This is a genomic window from Alcaligenes nematophilus, from assembly GCF_026344155.1.
Lineage (GTDB): Bacteria > Pseudomonadota > Gammaproteobacteria > Burkholderiales > Burkholderiaceae_B > Alcaligenes > Alcaligenes phenolicus.
In genome coordinates this window covers 1-16187 of record NZ_JAPKMZ010000010.1, presented here as the reverse complement: position 1 = coordinate 16187, position 16187 = coordinate 1, and the positions used below count along the sequence as shown (strand labels likewise).

Below are 16187 nucleotides of genomic sequence, written 5' to 3'. Positions count from 1 at the left end.
ATGAACCTCTTTCCTTTATTCGCCAACTTGAAGCAGCGCGCGGTATTGGTGATCGGCGGTGGAGAAATCGCCGAGCGCAAAGTGCGTCTGGTCCTGGCCGCCGGTGCCCAGGTCACGCTGGTCGCCCCCTATGTGGTGGACAGTCTGGAAGAGCTGGCGAATCAAGGGCGCATCACCCTGATTCGGGAGCGCTATCAGGCCCAGCATCTGCAAGGGGCCTGGCTGATTATTGCCGCCACTGACAAGCGTGACGTGAACCAGGTCATTGCCCAGGACGCACAAGAAGCCCGCATTCTGGTCAATGTGGTGGACGACCCCGAGTTGTCCAGTTTTCAGGTGCCTGCCATTGTGGATCGCTCACCGCTGATTATTGCGATTTCTTCAGCGGGATCAGCCCCCATGTTGGCACGGCGAGTACGGGAGCAACTTGAAACCATGTTGGACCACAGCCTGGGTGCGATCAGCCGTCTGGCGCAGGAATACCGCAGCGCCATTCGGCGCGCCCGCCCCGAGCTGGGTGCACGCCGCCGTTTCTACGACTGGCTGTTGGATGGCCCGGTAGGTGCCGCCCTGCGCAGCCAGCAAGCCGAGCAAGCCCGCTTGAGCCTGGAGAGCGCGCTGCAACAGCCTGAGTCACCCCGCGCCACACAAGGCCGCGTGATTCTGGTGGGCGCCGGTCCAGGCGATCCAGGTCTGCTGACCCTGCATGCCCTGCGTGCACTGAATCGTGCTGATGTGATTCTGTACGATCGTCTTGTGTCCGATCAGGTGATGGAGCTGGCCCGTCGCGATGCCCACCGTATTTTTGTGGGTAAGCAATTGGGCGAAGATCATCACCAGACCCAAAACCGCATTCATCAACTGATGATTGAACACGCCCGAGCAGGTCAAACCGTGGTGCGCCTGAAAGGCGGCGATGGCTTTATTTTTGGCCGTGGCGGTGAAGAACTGGAATATCTGGCCGAGCATGGCATCGCATTTGAAGTGGTACCCGGCATCACGGCTGCCATCGCATGTGCGGCTTATAGCGGTATTCCTCTGACCCATCGTGACCACGCGCAGTCCGTGCAGTTTGTGACGGCTCACCGCAAAAGCGGTCATGGTATTGAGGACTGGAACCCGCTGCTGGATACCAGCCAGACGGTTGCTGTCTACATGGGTTTGCAGCAGATTCTGGGCTTTAGCCATGAGCTGGTACAACGGGGCCGCAGTGCCACTACGCCCTGCGCCTTGATTGAAAATGGTTCGCGCCCTGAGCAGCGCACCTTGCTGTCCACGCTGCAAAACATTGCCCAGGATGCGCAGCAGCATCAGTTTGCCAGCCCCTGCATTCTGGTGATCGGTCAGGTAGCTACCTTGGGCAGTACCTTGTCCTGGTATGGCGAGCTAATCGACCAGCTCAGTCCACGTACAGCAATTACGCAGGATGCGGACAATACCTTGGTCGCTGCATGAAGGCAGTGATCAAGGCCTAGCTAGAGTCTCGTCTCAAGATCACTTTTCTATACATACCAACTAAGGCTCCAGTCAGTGCGAGATTAGCATCCTTGAATACCGCTTCAAACTGAATCCAAAAAGGCCCTCAACATTGAGATGTTGAGGGCCTTTTTTATCTTTCTGCAGCTTCTGAAAAGCCACTAAGCACCAGGTAAAACTGCCAGCGCCTACAAGAACGGAACTGGCAGCGGCAGATAGCCTGAGCATGCTCTGTCACTTGTCTTTACTGGAAATACAAAACAGTCAAAGCTCTTCGCCTGTCGGCCCAAGGGCTGATTATTTAGCGCTGTCCCAAGGCCGCAAATAAGGCTCGCAAAGCGCTATCCAGCAGATAGCCAATCAGACCAATCAAGACAATTACGGCCATCAGTTCGGAATACGCCATACGGTCGCGCGTATCCAGAATCAGGTAACCCAAACCGGCCGACACACCCAGCATTTCGCAAGGTACCAGCACAATCCACAAGACGCCGATTGCCAGTCGGCTACCCGTCAGCACCGAGCCTACAATGCCGGGCAGAATCAAGTACAACAGCGTTTCCAGCTTGGTGGCCGCCAGACTGCGACCCAGCATCAGCCAGCGCGGATTCAGATGCCGTACGCCCGAGGCTGTATTCAGCAAGACAGGCCAGACACCGGCCACACCCAACAGAAAATAAATCGGTGCATCCCCAATGCCAAAGGCCATGACGGCAATAGGCATCCAGGACAGGGGCGAGATCATGCGCAGGAACTGGAACAAGGGAGTCAATGCGGCGTGAGCTCGCGCTGACAAGCCCAGCAGCAAACCGGCGGGCACGCCGACACCCAATGAGATCGCCAGCCCTACAAAAATACGTTGCAAGCTGGCACCTACGTGCATCCAGGTCTCGGACCAGCCCAGTATCTCCAGCAAGCTATGAAAGGCAGCTGCTGGTCCGAATTGCTGCATTAAAGAGCTGCTGGACCAGGCTGTGGCCAAGTACCACAGCACGACTCCCGCCAACAAACCGCCCAAGCCCCACAGGGTGCTGGCAATCCAGGCATTCATTTTGGGGCGTCGCAAAGACGCAGCCGATCGCGGATCAGACTGCGCCAATGACGGAGAAGAAACAGACGCACTCAAACTCATACAACAATGCTCTCGTTGCGGGTGTATTGCTCGGACAAGCCAAACTGCGCCAGGCCCCCCTGCTTTTCCAACGCGGCACGGACAAAGCGGTCATCCACCAGATCGCTGGCTACGTGTTCAGGAGACAGCCCTTCCAGGAAACCACGCTCGCCCTGAATCAAGGTCCCTTGCAGCATTTGCACCAAGGACTCGGTGTAGCTGGGGAAAGGATAAGGTTGAAAATCGATACGCTGGTCGTCCCAGTCCGGATGACGAATCACGCCAGACTTCACGTATTGCGCACGATCCGCCGGGTCCGGGGACAGCACTTTCAACAGGTTTTCCTGCGTGTGCGGGGTATAGCGGTTCCCGCCTTCACGCGACAGAATCTGGGCCGCCTCGGCACGGTGACTACGTATCCAGATCTGTGCCTTGACCAAGCCATCCACCACGCCTTGCGACCATTGGGGTCGAGTCTGCAAATCCTGCTCGTGCATAAAGGCCACGCAACAGGCGTGATCGCGCCAGACGTCGCCAGTAAAGCGCAAGATGCGGCCCATGCCCTGAGTTTCGGCCAAGGCATTGAAAGGTTCGGCCACCGTAAAACCGGCAATCCGCCCAGAAGCCAAGGCCGGCGGCATATCAGCCGGCGCCATCACCACCAGATTGACCTCATTGGGTGCCAGCGCACCGGCGTTTTTCACGACAGGCGTCAGGCCATGAGCTTTGAGCACATGCTGCAGCACCACGTTGTGAATCGAATACCAGAAAGGAATCGCCACCGTCTGCCCGCCCAATTGCTCGGCCGAGCTGATGTTCTGCGCCACCGTGATAGCAGAGCCACTCATATGATTCCATGCCACCACTTTTGCAGGGACTTTGCTGCCGTAGCGCGCCCACACCGTCATGGGCGAGAGCAAGTGCACCAGATTGACCTGACCGGAGATAAAAGCCTCGATCAACTGAGCCCAACTGCGCACCATCACGGGCTTTTCAACCGCAATACCCGCTTCTTCAAAATATCCATTGTGATGCGCCACCAACATGGCGGTGGCATCGGTAATCGGCAAATAGCCGATACGCAAAGGCGCATTTGACTCACTTTGTGCACGGGCAGCCCCTTGGGCCAGCAAGGGCGCAGCACCCGCAACGGTCAGCAAAGACGCCAGTTTCAGCAAGTCGCGACGGGTACGAGACGTAGGAGATTCAATCATGACGTGCACCTTACAAAACAGAAGCGTGAACCGCCTGGGAGAGGCTCTGCTCCAGGCTGGCCACAATTTCCAGGCGTATGGCCTGAAGCCAGTTATCCAGATGAGATCGGGGGTGGGCCGGGCAGCTCCATTCACGCTGCAAACCGGCAGGACGGCCACCTAACAGCAGGACACGGTCCGCCAGCAAGAGGGCCTCATCAATATCGTGAGTGACCAGCACAATGGCGCAGCCGGTCTGATCGCGTATCGACAGAATCAGCTCCTGCATCTGGCGACGAGTTACTTCATCCAGGGCGCCAAAGGGTTCGTCCATCAACAAGACTTGTGGGCGTCGAGCCAGACAACGCGCAATGGCAACACGCTGTGCCATACCACCCGACAAGGCACCAGGACGCTGATGACGGCTTTCATACAAACCAACCTGACGCAGCGCCTGTTCAACCCGCAGGCGGCGTTCGGCGGCGGATACGGAAGGCTGGCGCGCAAAGCCCAGACCAAAACCGGTATTGGCCTGCACATTCAGCCACGGCAAGAGAATGGCTTCCTGAAACGCCATGGCCAAAGCGGGGTGAACCCCACGCACGGGCTGCCCCAGAAAGGACACCTCTCCCTGGGTGGGCGTTTGGAGGCCTGCCAGTACCCGCAACAAAGAGGATTTACCCACTCCGCTGGGGCCCAGCAGCGCCACGATCTCTCCCGCGCGCACGTTCAAATCCAGGTTCTGCAAGATCGTCTGGCCACCGTAGGCCAGACTGATCCCCCGTGCGGACAAGAGCCCGGCCCCTTCAGAATCGGTAGGCGAGGGGGCGCCGGAACTCATACTGCATCCTGCCCAAGTTCGGCTTTCAGTTGCGCCACCGTGGGTGAAATCAAAGGCACCAGCATGGCTTCGCGATAACGGCGCAGCAGTTGCGGATGCTTGCCCTGCATATAGGTCGCCCCGCCGATCGCGGAGCTTTCCAGGGCCACAGCCTGCGACGCCAGACCGCTTAGCTCGATACGGACTTTGAACAAATCAGGCGGCGTGGCCGAGCCGGGATTACGTACGGCATCAACCAGCACATCCGACAATTCCTGCACACGATCCAGCAGGCGGCGGGCGGGCTGCTCCTGTACCCATTGGCAGCGTGGCGCATCCAGCACTTGCTTCAAGGAACGACGTGCCAAGCCCATGGTCATCCCGCATTGCAGCGCCATGAAACGGGGGCGTACCGAGCGCACAAAGTGGCCTGCATCGGGATGCAGCAAACGCTCTTGTCCCAGACGCACGGCATTGAACTTCAAAGCGGCGGTATTGCTGCCACGCAGTCCGACCAGATCCAGATCTGCCGAACGCTCCAGCCCTTGGTCGCCCAGTTCTGCCACCCAAATACCGGCTTGCTCTTCAGGCATGGCGGCCACAACGGCAACCAGGCAGTTGCCGGGACGCAGATTGGTAATCCAGGGCAAGCGGCCCTCAAACTGCCATTGCCCTTGTTCAGGCTGGGCACGCACTTGCAGCTCTTCAATGCCACCCAGAAACTTGATGGCATTGGACAGACCCGTCGCACCCGCAACACTGCCATCCAGCAAACCGGGTAGATAGCGCTCACGCATGGCGGGGTCCTGAACATCACGCAGGTATTCAATAAAGGTACGCTGGCTCCACAGGACAAAACCTGCCGTCAGCGAATGCTCGGCCACTTCCACGATGGATTGAACAGCATCACCAAAGTCGGAAAAATCCGCTTTCAGGCCCAGGTTTAACAAACCGTCTTGCGCCAGGCGAGGCAGCAAAGCCTGCGCCTGAGATGCATCGCTATCCAGCGACAGGGCGTGCTCTTCCAGCCACTGGGCCAAGCCAGGCGACAAAACAGGGCGCTCTGAGGCCAGCACAGGCTGCTCAGCGCGCTTTAAGGCGTTTCCCATGCGTAGGCCTCCAGCTGGCTATTGAGCGGCGTACGGGCCAGGTTATTGGCAAAGTTGCAGATCGTCGCCAAGCCAATACCGGTAATCACTTCCAGAGCCTGCTGGTCGCCGTAACCGGCAGCACGGAAATCGGCCAGAGCCTGATCCGACACCTGACCACGGGTATCAATCACGGCGCGACTGAACAGAGCCAGAGCCTGCAGGCGCTCGTCGTTGATCTGATCAAAGCCACGCGCACGCAAAGCGGCCAGAATTTCCGGGTCCAGCTTGGCTTTATTGGTCGCAATGGCGGTGTGACCGGCCACGCAGAAGCGGCAACCGTGAGTGGTACCGGCAACCAGTTGCACGACCTCACGCTCGACCAGCGACAGGCTGGCGGTGGCGTTCAAGGCGGACATATCCTGATAGGCTTGCAGGGCAACAGGAGCATTAGCCAAAATAGCCAGCAAATTGGACAAAAAGCCGCTACCACGCACAGCTTTCTCAAGGGCTGGTTTGACCGCCTCTGGTGCGGAGTCCACAGTATGCAAAGTTAAGCGAGTCATGATGGCGACAATTCCTTAGTTAATCCGAGAAGGTTTCATTGTCGATTGACTGGCGCCTTATCTCCATGTGCGAACATAGCGGTATTCATATTAAAAATATCCACGAAAAGAAATAAGCATATTTTCTGCATGAGCGACTCTGCCTTTCCTGACAGCCATTGCGCTGTCGACTCCAAAGACACAGGACACCCTGTGGAGGAACTGCTCTTGTCCGGGCTGGAGATCTCTGCCAGCCTGTTTCACTTGGGGCAATACTGCAATCAATGGGAAAGCAGCCTGCACGGGCACCAACGCGCAGGCTTTCATGTGGTCTTGCATGGGCCGTGCTGGCTGCATATTCAGCATCAGGAAGCCTTGGCCTTGCAGGCGGGTGACGCAGTGTTCTTCTTGCGGGATGTGCCCCATCGCTTAAGCTCCTCGCCCACGCCGCCAGACTGGAATGCGGCCATGCGGCGACAAACCATGCAGAGCCTGGAGCCACAAGTGCCACACAGTACGGGCTTGCTCTGTGGTTTTCTGTATCTGGGCCGTGGTTTGAGCGAATTGCTGCTGGCGACCGTGCCTGATGTTTTGTTGATTGATGGTTCTCAGACAGATGCAGATTCAGGACGCCCTTTGCTGGACTTGATCCAGGCCGAAATGCGACGCCAGCCGCAAGCCAACTCCAGCCTGCTGGAAAAGCTGGTGGAGCTGTTGTTGTTCTATACCTTGCGCCAGCAAATAGGACAGACACCCGCCGAAGGTGCCCTGCCCGCCGGCTTGATTCATCTGGCAAGTGACCCTGCCTTTGGTGGCCTGATCGAGCAGCTGCTGCGTGAACCCGCCAAAGCCTGGTCGGTGGACGATATGGCCGCCTACTTGAACATGTCACGCGCTGCCTTTCACCGCCGCTTTACCTTGCTATGCGGCATGGCACCGGCCCAGGTGCTGTTGCAGCTACGCATGCAACTGGCCAAGCGTCAGCTGGAACAAGGTTTGACCATGGAGCAGATTGCCGAGCGTATCGGTTATAGCTCTGCGGCCGCATTCAGCGCCGCGTTCAGGCGTAGTGTGGGTGTCAGCCCGGCACAATGGCGCAAGCAAGACGCGCGTCCATAAGTCAGCAAGCTGCTACAACTCTGACCCCCAGATTGTCGTCCTACCCCGAGTACGTATGCAGGGTAGCTGGCACGATATAGCCCTCGCCCCATAGTTGCCACCGCACAGAATAGAACAAGCTGTTCCCGCCTTTTTGTGAAGGCTTCCGGCTTACGCATACAAGCCGCTAAGCCCCAAGCTTGATCATTCAGTTCAGCTGCGGGTTTAAGCGCCATGACGGGCAACAAGACGAAATACGAACATTGCTCCTGTCTATGAGCTATGAGCAACAGCAAAGTGGACAAGCATAAAAAAAACCCCAATCTGTAAACAGATCGGGGTTTTTGACCTACCAGAGCCAGGCCGAAGCCTGGACATCTGAGCAAGCGTTTAGATCACGCGGGCTGCTTCGATCAGACGCACAACAGTCCAGGACTTGCTGCGGCTGATAGGACGGCCTTCGGTAATCTCAACGGTATCGCCTTCGTTGTACTGGTTGGTCTCGTCGTGCGCTTTGTATTTATTGGAGCGGACGATGATCTTGCCATACAAGGGATGTTTAACGCGGCGTTCAACCAGAACGACGACAGTTTTGTCCATCTTGTTGCTGACAACTTGACCGATCAGGGTACGTTGACGTTTTGCGGTAGTTTGAGTTTCGCTCATCTTACTTTCCTGCGGTCTCAGCCATGACGGTACGGACGCGAGCGATGTCGCGACGTACTTTGCCCAATTGGCTGGTGTTGGAAAGCTGTTGAGTAGCACGCTGCATGCGCAGGTTAAATTGTGCTTTCAACAGGCTCTCGAGCTCTTTTTGGAGCTCGGCGGCATCTTTAGTACGGAGTTCGCTGGCTTTCATGACGTCTCCTTAAGCACCGATCTGACGCGTTACGAACGTCGTCGAGATAGGCAGCTTGGCAGCGGCCAGACGGAATGCTTCGCGTGCCAGCTCTTCGCTAACACCTTCCATTTCGTACAGGACCTTGCCTGGTTGAATCTCAGCGACCCAGAACTCTGGATTACCCTTACCGTTACCCATACGAACTTCGGCAGGTTTCTGCGAAATTGGCTTATCGGGGAAGATGCGGATCCAGATGCGGCCACCACGTTTGATGTGACGGTTAATTGCACGACGTGCTGCTTCGATCTGGCGAGCAGTCAGACGGCCACGGTCAGTGGCTTTCAGACCAAATTCGCCAAACGAAACTTGCGCACCGCGAGTAGCCAGACCGGTGTTACGGCCTTTGTGCTCTTTGCGATACTTTCTGCGAGAAGGTTGCAGCATGTTTTATTCTCCTTCGGACGCAGCAGGAGCAGCGTCTTTACGAGGACCGCGGCCACGACCACCTGGACGGCGGTTTTCAGGGCGGTCACCACGTGGACGACGTGGGCGGCGCTCTTCAGGGGCTACGGTGTCAACAGGCATTTCGCCGTTAGGCAGCATGTCGCCCTTGTAGACCCAGACCTTGATACCGATGATCCCGTACGTCGTGTGCGCTTCGGAAGTACCGTAATCGATGTTAGCGCGCAGGGTGTGCAGAGGCACACGGCCTTCGCGGTACCATTCGGTACGAGCGATTTCGATGCCGTTCAAGCGACCCGAGCTCATGATCTTGATGCCTTGGGCACCCAGACGCATGGCGTTTTGCATGGAACGCTTCATCGCACGACGGAACATGATGCGCTTTTCCAATTGCTGAGCAATGGAGTCGGCGATCAGTTGAGCGTCGGTTTCAGGTTTGCGAATTTCTTCGATGTTAACGTGCACTGGCACGCCCAACAGGCGCTGCAGGTCAGCCTTCAGGCTTTCGATATCCTCGCCGCGCTTGCCGATCACTACACCAGGACGAGCCGAGTAAATAGTGATGCGAGCATTCTTGGCAGGACGCTCGATGACCACACGGCCAACGGACGCACTTTTCAGCTTGCGTTTCAGGTATTCGCGCACACGGATGTCGTCAGCCAACATCGTACCGAACTCAGCACCGTCAGCGTACCAACGCGAGCTCCAGTTACGGTTAACAGCCAGGCGGAACCCAATTGGGTGGATTTTCTGTCCCATTGTGACTCCTTAAGCGCCGACTTTGACCACAATGTGGCAAGTCTGCTTCTCAATACGGTTACCGCGGCCTTTGGCTCGTGCAGAAAAACGCTTCAACGACTGAGCCTTGTCCACGTAAATGGAGGTGACTTTCAGTTCGTCGATGTCGGCGCCGTCATTGTGCTCAGCGTTGGCAATAGCCGATTCCAGAGCTTTCTTGATGATGCCAGCGGCTTTCTTGGGAGTGAAAGTCAGCGTATTCAGAGCGTGAGCGACGGACTTGCCGCGGACCATGTCCGCAACCAGACGTGCTTTTTGCGCCGAAATATGGACTCCACGAATAATTGCTGTAGTTTCCATCACTTATCTCCGGGCCTTTTTGTCCGCAGCGTGACCCTTGAAAGTACGGGTCAAAGCGAACTCGCCGAGCTTGTGGCCAACCATGTTCTCGTTGATGTAAACGGGAATGTGTTGACGGCCATTGTGAACGGCAATCGTCAGCCCAATGAACTCGGGCAGGATGGTAGAGCGGCGCGACCAGGTTTTGATTGGTCGCTTGTCGTTACCCACAACGGCTGCGTCAACCTTTTTGATCAGGTGAGCATCAACGAATGGGCCTTTTTTGATCGAACGTGACATAGTGTTCGCCCCTTACTTGCGCTTACGGCGCGAAACAATCATGTTGTCTGTGCGCTTGTTACGACGGGTGCGGTAGCCCTTGGCAGGAGTACCCCATGGGCTGACTGGCTCACGGCCTTCACCCGTACGACCTTCACCACCACCGTGCGGGTGATCGACTGGGTTCATCGCCACACCGCGAACGGTAGGACGAATACCACGCCAGCGAACAGCACCGGCTTTACCGATTTGACGCAGGCTGTGATCGTGGTTGCTGACTTCGCCAATCGTGGCGCGGCAGTCGATGTGAATGCGGCGAACTTCACCGGAACGCAGACGCACTTGAGCGTACGTGCCTTCACGAGCCAGCAACACAGCGGAACCACCAGCGGAACGAGCGATTTGAGCACCCTTACCAGGCAGCATCTCGATGCAGTGAATGGTTTGACCCACAGGAATGTTGCGGATAGGCAAAGTGTTGCCGGAACGGATAGGAGCTTCCGCGCCAGACACAACCGTTGCACCCACTTCCAGACCACGAGGGGCGATGATGTAACGACGCTCGCCGTCTGCGTAGCACACCAATGCGATGTGAGCGCTGCGGTTAGGGTCGTATTCCAGACGTTCTACTTTCGCAGGAATACCGTCCTTGTTGCGACGGAAGTCGACAATACGGTAATGCTGCTTGTGACCGCCGCCACGGTGACGAACCGTGATGTGGCCGTTGTTGTTACGGCCAGCACTGCTGGATTTCTTTTCCAGCAAAGCCGCGTAAGGAGCGCCTTTGTGCAGTTCAGGGTGAACCACTTTGATCATGCCACGGCGACCTGGCGACGTTGGTTTTACTTTTACCAATGCCATATTAGTTCACCTCAGAAAAGTCGAGTTCCTGACCGGGCTTGAGCGAGACATATGCCTTGCGCACACTGCGGCGGCGACCCATGAAACGGCCAAAGCGCTTTTCCTTGCCCTTCTGATTGAGCACCTGCACCGACTCAACTTCTACTTTGAACAGCAGTTCAATAGCAGCTTTGATTTCAGGCTTGGTAGCATCAGGAGCGACGCGGAAAGCGATTTGCTGATTTTTTTCGGCAACGTACGTGGCTTTTTCAGTCACGACAGGAGCCAGAATTACTTGCAATAGACGTTCGGCGTTCATCCCAACATCTCCTCAAACTGAGCGACAGCCGCTTTGGTGACCAACACTTTTTTGTAGTGGATCAGGGACAGCGGGTCGGCGTAGCGTGGTTCAACCACAGCAACGTGAGGCAGGTTACGCGTAGCCAGGTACACGTTCTCGTCCAGCGCGTCGGTGATGATCAGCACGGATTCCAGGCCCAGGTCTTTCAGCTTGTTGGCTGCCAGACGGGTCTTGGGTGCTTCCAGAGTGAAGGAATCAACAACCAACAGACGCTCGTCACGGACCAACTGAGACAGAATCGCGCTGATACCGGCGCGGTACATCTTCTTGTTGACCTTGTGTGCGTAGTTTTCTTCACCGGTGTTGGGGAATGCACGACCGCCTCCACGCCACACGGGCGAGGATGTCATACCAGCACGAGCGCGGCCGGTGCCTTTCTGGCGCCATGGCTTCTTGGTGCTGTGGTTGACTTCGGCACGAGTCAATTGCTTGCTGTTACCGCTGCGAGCATTGGCTTGGTATGCAACAACGATCTGGTGAACCAGTGCTTCGTTGAATTCACGACCGAAAACGGTTTCGTTGGCCTGCAATGTGGATGCAGCTTGGCCTTGTTCGTTCAGGAGCTTCAGTTCCATGGATTAGGCTCCTTTCACAGCAGGGCGCACAACGATATTGGCATTCTTGTGACCTGGGACAGCGCCCCGGACCAGCAACAAGCCACGCTCGGCGTCGACGCGGATCACGTCAAGATTCTGAACCGTACGGGTAACGTCACCCATATGGCCCGACATTTTTTTACCTTTGAACACACGGCCTGGATCCTGGGCTTGACCAATGGAACCGGGTACGCGGTGCGAGCGCGAGTTACCGTGGCTGTTACGCTGGCCGCCAAAATTGTGGCGTTTGATGGTACCGGCAAAGCCTTTACCAATCGTGGTGCCCGTAACGTCAACCTTCTGACCCGCTTCGAAAATGCTTTCCACAGCAACTACGGAACCGGCGGAAAGCTCGGCGATAGCAGCGGGGTCGAGGCGGAATTCTTTCAGGATGCTGCCAGCTTCAACGCCAGCTTTTGCATAGTGCCCTGCCTGGGGCTTGGTAACGCGTGTTGCACGACGGGTGCCAAAGGCAACCTGTACAGCAGCGTAACCGTCAACTGCGGGCGTCTTGACCTGGGTGATGCGGTTGTTGGACACGTCCAGCACGGTCACAGGGATGGACTCGCCTTCCTCTGTAAACACACGGGTCATGCCAACTTTACGCCCAACAAGGCCCAGCCGCCACGCGGCAGGCGTAGGTGTCGAGTTCGACATCGTTTTCTCCATTCCTGACTACGATTGGTCAGGGCTAACTGAGAGTACACGCAATAATTTGCGCGACGACCATAGCCAAAACTTTTTGGCTAAGCTAGTAAATATAGCACGCAGCTGTAAAGCCAAGCAAGATTTACTGCAAAAATCCGCCCTAAACTGCTTGATTGACAACAGTTTTTTTGAATTCGGGGTGCTTGGCTACACAGTCTGAATCAGAAAAATTGATCTGCCGCGCATTTTCTATTGGTGCGCCTTATTGACAAAACGAGCCACGTATTCGTTCACCGGTTCATCACGAATTTGAGCCGGAGTACCGCTTTGTTCCACCCTGCCCTCACGTAGCACCACAATATGCTGACCCAACCGTAATGCCTCATCAATATCGTGAGTAATAAAGATGATGGTTTTGTTCAGGCTGCTTTGCAGGCGTAAAAGCTCATCCTGCATCTCGTAGCGAATCAAGGGATCCAGGGCCGAGAAGGCTTCGTCCATCAAAAGAATGTCTGCATCAACGGCCAAGGCTCGGGCAAGTCCTACTCGTTGCTGCATCCCGCCTGACAATTCGTCTGGATAGTTATCGGCATAATCATGCAGACCCACGCGCTCCAGCCATTGCCGAGCCTGCTCTCTGGCCTGTGAACGCTTGTCTCCTCGGACCTCCAGACCGAAGGCGACGTTCTCCACCACCGTCAAATGGGGCAGCAAGCCAAAGGCCTGAAAGACCATGCTGATTCCATAGCGACGAAATTGTCGCAAGCTGGCCATGTCCAGCTGCAATATGTCCTGCCCATCCACCAACACCTGCCCGGCACTGGGGTCGATCAAACGGTTGATGTGACGCACCAGCGTGGATTTGCCCGAACCGGATAAACCCATGACGCAGGATATCTGCTGCGCGGGAAAGCAGGCATCGACCCCTGCCAGGCCTACGATGCAATCCGTCTGCTTTTGCACGGCCTGCTTGTCGGCCCCCTGCTTTAACAGCTCTACGGCTTCGGTCGCCCGGTTGCCAAAGACCTTATAAACGTCTCGCAGTTCTATCTTGCAGGCCTGCTCACCCGAGGGGGTAGGAATGATATTCATGCTTGCCTCCTGACCTTGCGACGGTGACGCTGAGAACGACCAAAGGATTGAGAGATTCGGTCAATAACAATGGCCAGGATCACAATCGCCACCCCCGCCTGCAAACCACGTCCTATATCCAGTGTCTGAATACCAGCCAGCACGTCTTCACCCAAACCCTGAGCCCCAATCATGGAAGCGACCACCACCATGGACAAGGCCATCATGGTGGTTTGATTAATACCGGCCATGATGCTGGGCCGCGCCAGGGGCAAGGTGACCTTGGTCAGCATTTGCCAGCGTGTAACCCCGTACGCCTGGGCTGCTTCCATCACATGTTTGTCCACCTGTCGCAAGCCCAGGCTGGTCAGGCGAATCAAGGGAGGGACGGCATAGACAACAGTGGCCAAAACGGCGGGAACCTTACCCAGACCGAACAGCATCAGTACCGGGATCAGATACACAAAACTGGGCATGGTTTGCATCACATCCAGTACGGGCGTCAGCACTTTTCTAAGCAGGCGGCTACGAGCACTAAGAATGCCAACCGGGACGCCGATCAGCACAGAAAAGACCGTGGCCACCAGTACCAAGGTGAAGGTTTGCATCAGCTTGTACCACAGGCCCATAGCGCCTATCAAGTACAGGCCAGCTACATAGAGCAGAACAGGCAAAAAGCGCCGTTGTCCCCACCACGCCAGCAAACCGGTCAAAGCCAGAATCGCCCAGGCAGGCACCTGCTGCAAGACACGCTCCACCGGCAAAATGGCATGCGTCAGAATCCAAGCGCTGATCTGGCGAAAACCTGTGCCCCAATCTTGTACGGCAACCAGCAGTTGGCGGTTCACCCAATCAGCAGCGGACCACTCCGGGAAGAAACGGGACTGCGCTGTGGCTACTGGTTGTGTTGCTTGAGGCTCCAAAGCAGCCTGCAAGCGATCTGCCTGAGCCACTGGCATCCACTGACGCCATTGCTCTGAATTCTCTTTCAGGAACTTCTGTACCTGCGTACTGGCGTTCTGCCCACCTTCCGTCATGCCCAGAATAATCTTGTTCATCTGTTCAGGCTCTAGCTGGATCTTTTCAAACAAGGCCACCAGCTCGGGGTGAGACTCTACGAAAGGAGTAGAAGCCGCTACGCCTATATGCGCCAGGATAAAATCCGTTGGGCAAATCTTGCCCTTGCCCGAAACAGCGGCTTCCCAGCAGCTTTCATTGAAAGGCGCGCTAGCTAGCTTCTTGAAGGAGTACTTGGCCATCAAACCCGCAGGCTGCCAGTAATAGAACAGGATCGGTTCACGCCTGTCATAGGCGGCGCTGATTGCCGCATCCAGAGCCGCACCCGTACCGGGCCGAAAGTTTTGATAGTGTTCGCCCAGACCATAGAGATCGAACAGGCGACTATTGAAGGTTTCACATACCCAGCCGGAGGGGCAGTTATAGAAGCGGCCTTTATTGGGCTGTTCCGGGTCACTAAAAACAGTGGCGTAGCGCCCTAAATCCTCAACTTTCTGTAGATCGGGTGCAGTGGGCTTGATTCCCTTGTCCGGGTCGCCATCGACGACATAGTCCGGCACATACCAGCCCTGTTCTGCCCCACCCTTCAGGGTATTACCAAGTACCTGCACCTGGCCGGCTTCAATGGCTTTTTCAATGATCTCGGTACGTCCCGACCAGATCTCGCCAATTACTTGAATATCATTTTGCGCCAGCGCACTTTCCAAAGCCGCCGAGGAGCCTGGAACCCGTTCGGTCTTGCAACCGTAGGCCTTCTCCAGAATCTGCTGATACAGCTCGGTGCTAAATGCTGCGCTCTCCCAGCTCAGGTCCGCCAGCCGTATGGGTTTGTCGTCCCCACACGCTTGCGCTGATGCACTGCTTCCCCACAGACATAGCCAGAGCGCCAGGAAATACCACAGGGCCAGGAACGGCTGTCGTCTCCGATTTATCATTCTTGTCCTCCTTCAACCCTGCCCATCGTCGCATTTGTAGCCCTGGCAAAGTGTGTCCGGTCGTAAAAAGTAGACCAAAACCCGCTTTTTCCCAATCACAACACCATGATGAACTAGCCATGAAGCACCTAAGAGCAAAGCTCTTGTTCTGTTCAGGATAAACGGGCAGTCGCCATTGCTCCTGCAGCGTCCGAAGGAAACGTGCAGACGAAAAAAAACGCCATGCAGTTGCATGGCGTTTCTTTCGATGTAACTCGAACAGCTAGGCAGAATTACTGCAGAGCGATTTCGACGTCAACACCGGCTGGCAAATCCAGACGCATCAGAGCGTCGACGGTCTTGTCGGTAGGATCGACAATGTCCATCAAGCGCTGGTGGGTACGCATTTCAAACTGATCGCGCGATGTCTTGTTGACGTGCGGCGAACGCAGAATGTCGTAGCGACGGATACGTGTTGGCAGTGGTACTGGACCACGAACAACAGCGCCGGTGCGCTTGGCGGTTTCTACGATCTCAGCAGCAGACTGATCGATCAACTTGTAATCGTAAGCCTTCAGACGGATGCGGATTTTCTGGTTTTTCATGGGTAATCCTAAAGAACGATATAAGTGGGGGCTTTTTGACCGGGTTTATCGATAACTCGAAGAAACGCTGACTAAAAAGCACCCCTTTTGGGGGTAGCAAAGACGCGGCGGGAAGGTTTGCACCTTCACACCGCGATCAAGGCTT

Annotated in this window: 20 protein-coding genes; 2 read left to right on the top strand and 18 right to left on the bottom strand. The window is 56.1% G+C overall.

Going from position 1 to position 16187, the window contains the following annotated elements; genetic code table 11:
- On the top strand, positions 1 to 1455 hold the full coding sequence (gene cysG / locus OSH04_RS19445) for a siroheme synthase CysG (protein ID WP_226349462.1): 1455 nt from the start codon (positions 1 to 3) through the stop codon (positions 1453 to 1455).
- Between the two features lie 322 nt (positions 1456 to 1777).
- Here the strand turns inward: cysG and OSH04_RS19440 are convergent, their stop codons facing one another.
- The 5 genes from OSH04_RS19440 to OSH04_RS19420 all read right to left on the bottom strand — a co-directional run bounded on the left by OSH04_RS19440 (position 1778) and on the right by OSH04_RS19420 (position 6254).
- Positions 1778 to 2527 (bottom strand): ABC transporter permease, encoded by a 750-nt coding sequence (locus OSH04_RS19440; RefSeq protein WP_035269569.1) that lies wholly within the window; start codon positions 2525 to 2527, stop codon positions 1778 to 1780.
- A gap of 77 nt (positions 2528 to 2604) precedes the next feature.
- Complete coding sequence (locus tag OSH04_RS19435; RefSeq protein WP_083055316.1) at positions 2605 to 3801, bottom strand: ABC transporter substrate-binding protein; 1197 nt, start codon at positions 3799 to 3801, stop codon at positions 2605 to 2607.
- A gap of 10 nt (positions 3802 to 3811) precedes the next feature.
- A complete protein-coding gene (locus tag OSH04_RS19430) occupies positions 3812 to 4621 on the bottom strand; it encodes an ABC transporter ATP-binding protein (RefSeq protein WP_083055315.1) in 810 nt (269 codons plus the stop codon).
- The gene (locus OSH04_RS19425) at positions 4618 to 5709 is read right to left on the bottom strand and encodes an acyl-CoA dehydrogenase family protein (protein WP_266109095.1); all 1092 of its coding nucleotides are present in this window, start codon (positions 5707 to 5709) and stop codon (positions 4618 to 4620) included. Before OSH04_RS19425 ends, OSH04_RS19430 begins: the two co-directional genes overlap by 4 nt.
- The gene (locus tag OSH04_RS19420; RefSeq protein WP_009462432.1) at positions 5694 to 6254 is read right to left on the bottom strand and encodes a carboxymuconolactone decarboxylase family protein; all 561 of its coding nucleotides are present in this window, start codon (positions 6252 to 6254) and stop codon (positions 5694 to 5696) included. The genes OSH04_RS19425 and OSH04_RS19420 overlap by 16 nt, the downstream gene beginning before the upstream one ends.
- Positions 6255 to 6383: 129 nt before the next feature.
- Between OSH04_RS19420 and OSH04_RS19415 the strand changes: the two genes are divergently transcribed.
- Positions 6384 to 7352 (top strand): AraC family transcriptional regulator, encoded by a 969-nt coding sequence (locus OSH04_RS19415; RefSeq protein WP_266109094.1) that lies wholly within the window; start codon positions 6384 to 6386, stop codon positions 7350 to 7352.
- Positions 7353 to 7721: 369 nt separating this feature from the next.
- Here OSH04_RS19415 and rpsQ read toward each other — a convergent pair whose 3' ends face one another.
- The 13 genes from rpsQ to rpsJ all read right to left on the bottom strand — a co-directional run bounded on the left by rpsQ (position 7722) and on the right by rpsJ (position 16042).
- Complete coding sequence (gene rpsQ, locus OSH04_RS19410; RefSeq protein ID WP_009462428.1) at positions 7722 to 7997, bottom strand: 30S ribosomal protein S17; 276 nt, start codon at positions 7995 to 7997, stop codon at positions 7722 to 7724.
- A gap of 1 nt (position 7998) precedes the next feature.
- Entirely contained in the window at positions 7999 to 8190 is a 192-nt protein-coding gene (rpmC, locus tag OSH04_RS19405) for a 50S ribosomal protein L29 (protein WP_003803032.1), read from the bottom strand.
- Positions 8191 to 8199: 9 nt separating this feature from the next.
- A complete protein-coding gene (gene rplP / locus OSH04_RS19400; protein ID WP_003803033.1) occupies positions 8200 to 8616 on the bottom strand; it encodes a 50S ribosomal protein L16 in 417 nt (138 codons plus the stop codon).
- A 3-nt stretch (positions 8617 to 8619) separates the two neighbouring features.
- The gene (gene rpsC, locus OSH04_RS19395) at positions 8620 to 9393 is read right to left on the bottom strand and encodes a 30S ribosomal protein S3 (RefSeq protein ID WP_003803035.1); all 774 of its coding nucleotides are present in this window, start codon (positions 9391 to 9393) and stop codon (positions 8620 to 8622) included.
- A gap of 9 nt (positions 9394 to 9402) precedes the next feature.
- Entirely contained in the window at positions 9403 to 9732 is a 330-nt protein-coding gene (gene rplV / locus OSH04_RS19390) for a 50S ribosomal protein L22 (RefSeq protein ID WP_009462426.1), read from the bottom strand.
- A gap of 3 nt (positions 9733 to 9735) precedes the next feature.
- Complete coding sequence (gene rpsS / locus OSH04_RS19385; protein ID WP_003803039.1) at positions 9736 to 10011, bottom strand: 30S ribosomal protein S19; 276 nt, start codon at positions 10009 to 10011, stop codon at positions 9736 to 9738.
- A gap of 12 nt (positions 10012 to 10023) precedes the next feature.
- Positions 10024 to 10851 carry a 50S ribosomal protein L2 gene (gene rplB / locus OSH04_RS19380; RefSeq protein WP_003803041.1) on the bottom strand — a complete coding sequence of 276 codons (828 nt, stop codon included), beginning with the start codon at positions 10849 to 10851 and terminating at the stop codon, positions 10024 to 10026.
- A 1-nt stretch (position 10852) separates the two neighbouring features.
- Positions 10853 to 11149 carry a 50S ribosomal protein L23 gene (gene rplW, locus OSH04_RS19375; RefSeq protein ID WP_003803043.1) on the bottom strand — a complete coding sequence of 99 codons (297 nt, stop codon included), beginning with the start codon at positions 11147 to 11149 and terminating at the stop codon, positions 10853 to 10855.
- Entirely contained in the window at positions 11146 to 11766 is a 621-nt protein-coding gene (gene rplD / locus OSH04_RS19370) for a 50S ribosomal protein L4 (RefSeq protein ID WP_009462425.1), read from the bottom strand. Before rplD ends, rplW begins: the two co-directional genes overlap by 4 nt.
- Before the next feature lie 3 nt (positions 11767 to 11769).
- Positions 11770 to 12444, bottom strand: a complete 675-nt coding sequence (gene rplC, locus OSH04_RS19365) for a 50S ribosomal protein L3 (RefSeq protein WP_003803046.1) — start codon at positions 12442 to 12444, stop codon at positions 11770 to 11772.
- Between the two features lie 240 nt (positions 12445 to 12684).
- Positions 12685 to 13527: a quaternary amine ABC transporter ATP-binding protein gene (locus OSH04_RS19360; protein ID WP_266109093.1), complete on the bottom strand. Its 843-nt coding sequence runs from the start codon at positions 13525 to 13527 to the stop codon at positions 12685 to 12687.
- Positions 13524 to 15458, bottom strand: coding sequence for a glycine betaine ABC transporter substrate-binding protein (locus tag OSH04_RS19760; RefSeq protein WP_266109092.1), 1935 nt, complete (start codon positions 15456 to 15458; stop codon positions 13524 to 13526). The genes OSH04_RS19360 and OSH04_RS19760 overlap by 4 nt, the downstream gene beginning before the upstream one ends.
- 272 nt (positions 15459 to 15730) lie before the next feature.
- Positions 15731 to 16042 carry a 30S ribosomal protein S10 gene (gene rpsJ, locus OSH04_RS19350; protein ID WP_003803053.1) on the bottom strand — a complete coding sequence of 104 codons (312 nt, stop codon included), beginning with the start codon at positions 16040 to 16042 and terminating at the stop codon, positions 15731 to 15733.
- Between the last annotated feature and the right edge of the window lie 145 nt (positions 16043 to 16187).

Bases quoted from the DNA above. Each gene is read 5' to 3' on its own strand.
- cysG (WP_226349462.1), top strand. From the start codon at position 1: ATGAACCTCTTTCCTTTATTCGCCAACTTGAAGCAGCGCGCGGTATTG.
- OSH04_RS19440 (WP_035269569.1), bottom strand. From the start codon at position 2,527: ATGAATGCCTGGATTGCCAGCACCCTGTGGGGCTTGGGCGGTTTGTTG.
- OSH04_RS19435 (WP_083055316.1), bottom strand. From the start codon at position 3,801: ATGATTGAATCTCCTACGTCTCGTACCCGTCGCGACTTGCTGAAACTG.
- OSH04_RS19430 (WP_083055315.1), bottom strand. From the start codon at position 4,621: ATGAGTTCCGGCGCCCCCTCGCCTACCGATTCTGAAGGGGCCGGGCTC.
- OSH04_RS19425 (WP_266109095.1), bottom strand. From the start codon at position 5,709: ATGGGAAACGCCTTAAAGCGCGCTGAGCAGCCTGTGCTGGCCTCAGAG.
- OSH04_RS19420 (WP_009462432.1), bottom strand. From the start codon at position 6,254: ATGACTCGCTTAACTTTGCATACTGTGGACTCCGCACCAGAGGCGGTC.
- OSH04_RS19415 (WP_266109094.1), top strand. From the start codon at position 6,384: ATGAGCGACTCTGCCTTTCCTGACAGCCATTGCGCTGTCGACTCCAAA.
- rpsQ (WP_009462428.1), bottom strand. From the start codon at position 7,997: ATGAGCGAAACTCAAACTACCGCAAAACGTCAACGTACCCTGATCGGT.
- rpmC (WP_003803032.1), bottom strand. From the start codon at position 8,190: ATGAAAGCCAGCGAACTCCGTACTAAAGATGCCGCCGAGCTCCAAAAA.
- rplP (WP_003803033.1), bottom strand. From the start codon at position 8,616: ATGCTGCAACCTTCTCGCAGAAAGTATCGCAAAGAGCACAAAGGCCGT.
- rpsC (WP_003803035.1), bottom strand. From the start codon at position 9,393: ATGGGACAGAAAATCCACCCAATTGGGTTCCGCCTGGCTGTTAACCGT.
- rplV (WP_009462426.1), bottom strand. From the start codon at position 9,732: ATGGAAACTACAGCAATTATTCGTGGAGTCCATATTTCGGCGCAAAAA.
- rpsS (WP_003803039.1), bottom strand. From the start codon at position 10,011: ATGTCACGTTCGATCAAAAAAGGCCCATTCGTTGATGCTCACCTGATC.
- rplB (WP_003803041.1), bottom strand. From the start codon at position 10,851: ATGGCATTGGTAAAAGTAAAACCAACGTCGCCAGGTCGCCGTGGCATG.
- rplW (WP_003803043.1), bottom strand. From the start codon at position 11,149: ATGAACGCCGAACGTCTATTGCAAGTAATTCTGGCTCCTGTCGTGACT.
- rplD (WP_009462425.1), bottom strand. From the start codon at position 11,766: ATGGAACTGAAGCTCCTGAACGAACAAGGCCAAGCTGCATCCACATTG.
- rplC (WP_003803046.1), bottom strand. From the start codon at position 12,444: ATGTCGAACTCGACACCTACGCCTGCCGCGTGGCGGCTGGGCCTTGTT.
- OSH04_RS19360 (WP_266109093.1), bottom strand. From the start codon at position 13,527: ATGAATATCATTCCTACCCCCTCGGGTGAGCAGGCCTGCAAGATAGAA.
- OSH04_RS19760 (WP_266109092.1), bottom strand. From the start codon at position 15,458: ATGATAAATCGGAGACGACAGCCGTTCCTGGCCCTGTGGTATTTCCTG.
- rpsJ (WP_003803053.1), bottom strand. From the start codon at position 16,042: ATGAAAAACCAGAAAATCCGCATCCGTCTGAAGGCTTACGATTACAAG.